Source organism: Achromobacter maghribensis, from assembly GCF_057334215.1.
On sequence record NZ_JBHFII010000021.1, the window covers coordinates 44537 to 47039 of the forward strand.

The 2503-nt window shown below is 65.2% G+C and carries 3 protein-coding genes; 2 read left to right on the top strand and 1 reads right to left on the bottom strand.

From position 1 onward, the window contains the following. Positions 1-100 precede the first annotated feature (100 nt). Positions 101-730, top strand: coding sequence for a class I SAM-dependent DNA methyltransferase (locus ACE039_RS09305; RefSeq protein ID WP_105560542.1), 630 nt, complete (start codon positions 101-103; stop codon positions 728-730). A gap of 145 nt (positions 731-875) precedes the next feature. Here ACE039_RS09305 and ACE039_RS09310 read toward each other — a convergent pair whose 3' ends face one another. Beyond that, positions 876-1739, bottom strand: a complete 864-nt coding sequence (locus ACE039_RS09310; protein WP_105560541.1) for a pirin family protein — start codon at positions 1737-1739, stop codon at positions 876-878. 177 nt (positions 1740-1916) lie between these two features. Here ACE039_RS09310 and ACE039_RS09315 point away from each other — a divergent pair, with 177 nt between their 5' ends. Then, a complete protein-coding gene (locus ACE039_RS09315; protein WP_485822200.1) occupies positions 1917-2453 on the top strand; it encodes a DNA-deoxyinosine glycosylase in 537 nt (178 codons plus the stop codon). The last annotated feature ends 50 nt before the right edge of the window (positions 2454-2503 follow it).

Below are 2503 nucleotides of genomic sequence, written 5' to 3' on the forward strand. Positions count from 1 at the left end.
CCGCATAGGCGCGCGGGCTTTTTTTCTTTCATATCTGTGTGGGCAAGAAGTCCAAGCGGATGGGACTGCGCGGCATGACGGAACGAGGCACAATGGCTTCATGAAACTGGATCCCGAAGACCTTGCCAAGATCAGCGCGCTGACGCTTGCGCACTACGAAGAGAACGCGGAATCGTTCGAGGCCGGCACGCGCGACCACGATGTCAGCCAGAACATCGGCGCGTTGTTGCGGCATATCCAGGGCCCGCCGCCCTATGACATCCTGGACCTGGGCTGCGGCCCGGGCCGCGATCTCAAGACCTTCGCCGCTTTAGGTCATCGGCCGGTGGGGTTGGACGGCACGCCCCGCTTTGTCGACATGGCGCGCGCGGCCAGCGGCTGCGAAGTCTGGCACCAGGATTTTCTGCAACTGACCTTGCCCGCCGCGCGCTTTGACGGCATTTTCGCCAATGCCGTCTTGTTCCACGTGCCCGGCCAGGAATTACCTCAGGTGTTGCGCGCCTTGCGCGGCACGCTGAAACCCGGCGGCGTCCTGTTCACGTCCAACCCGCGAGGCGGCAATCAGGAAGGATGGAACCGTGGGCGCTACGGCGTCTATCACGACCTGGACGGATGGCGCAGCTTGCTGGCGGACGCCGGGTTCGAAGAGCTTGAACACTATTACCGTCCCGAAGGACTGCCCCGCGACCAACAGCCCTGGCTGGCCAGCGTCTGGCGGCGGACCGGCTAGCGCGGCCCCGGCAACGGCATCTGCACCAGGAAAAAGTCTTCCCGCGGCCCCCGGCCGGGGCCGCGGTTTTCTTGGCAGGGCTCAATCGCCGTCAAAGGAAAACGTCGTACCGCCGGGGCGGGCATTGGCTCCCGCCCCCGTGGCGTCAGTGCATCTTGCCGTAGCGGCCGGCGTTGAAGTCCTGGATGGCTTCGACGATTTCCGCTTGCGAGTTCATCACGAACGGACCGTATCCCACCACGGGCTCATCGATCGGCTCGCCGCTCAGGACCAGGAACACGGCGTCGTTGTTGGCTTCGACCGTGATGTCTTCCCCTTCCTGCGAGAACAACGCCAGATGCGCGTCGCGGGCGACCGATTCACCATTGACCAGCACCGTGCCGCGCAGCACCACCAGCATGCTGTTGCGGCCTGCGGCGATGGGGAACGTCGCGGCCTTGCCTGCATTCAGGCGCACATCCCACACGTCCATGGGCGTGAAGGTGCGCGCCGGACCGGCCTGGCCCGCGAAGTTGCCCGCGATCACGCGCAGCGAACCCGCATCGTCCGGCAACGCCACCACGGGAATGTCCGCATTGAGGATGCCCTGGTAACCGGCCGCCGCGGTCTTGTCGCGGGCGGGCAGGTTGACCCACAGCTGCACCATCTCCAGCTCGCCACCCGACCGGGTGAACGCGGGGGAATGGAACTCCTCATGCAGGATGCCCGAGGCCGCCGTCATCCATTGCACGTCGCCGGGACCGATGACGCCGCCGTTGCCGGTGGAATCGCGGTGCTCGACTTCGCCGCTGTAGACGATGGTCACGGTTTCAAAACCGCGATGGGGATGCTGGCCCACGCCGCGCGGATGATCGGCCGGCTCGAACTTGGCCGGGCCGGCATAATCCAGCAGCAGGAACGGGCTGACGTTCTTGCCTTTATCGTTGTAGGAGAACATCGAGCGCACCGGGAAGCCGTCGCCCACCCAGTGGGGGCGGGGAGCGGCGTGCAAACCGAGGATCTTCTTCATGGCGTCTATTCCTATTGCGCGGCCCCTGCGGGACCGTTCGTCATAGGGTTAAAGATAAGGGCGGAACGATCGTTTCGGTAGTCCCCCCGCTTGGTAAGCACTGTTCCATGTATCGGACGATGAACGCTCACCCTTTCTGCCATCGCGGGAGCCCGCCGGCTGACGTATCCTTGATTGATGGAACAACGCGTGGATGCCGCGCCGCAAGGGCGCAACGATCAAGTTTGGGGCTTTGCCCCCGTCGCAACCCCCGCTTCGCGGGTATTGGTGCTGGGCTCCATGCCCGGCGTGGCCTCGCTGAAACAAGCCCGCTACTACGCCCATCCCCGCAATGCCTTCTGGCCCATCGCCGCCCGCGTCCTGGGCTTCGACCCCACCGTGGACTACCCGCAACGCCTTTGCGCCCTGCAAACCGCTGGCGTCGCCTTATGGGACGTACTGCAAGCCTGCGAACGTCCCGGCAGCCTGGATGCCGACATCCGCCCTGACACGCTGATCCCCAACGACTTCGCCGCCTTCCTTGCCGCCCATCCCGCCATCACCCGCATCTGCTTCAACGGCGGCAAAGCCGCCGCCCTGTACCGGCGCCACGTACTGCCAACGCTGGCCCGGGCAGACCTGGAATACCTGGACCTGCCGTCCACCAGCCCCGCCCACGCCGCCGCCTCTTTCGAGAGGAAACTAGCCGCCTGGCAAAAAGCGCTGACCGCCTAAACCCCCCGAAAGCGGCCTAGCCCCATTCCCCACGTATGCCCGACAAGGCC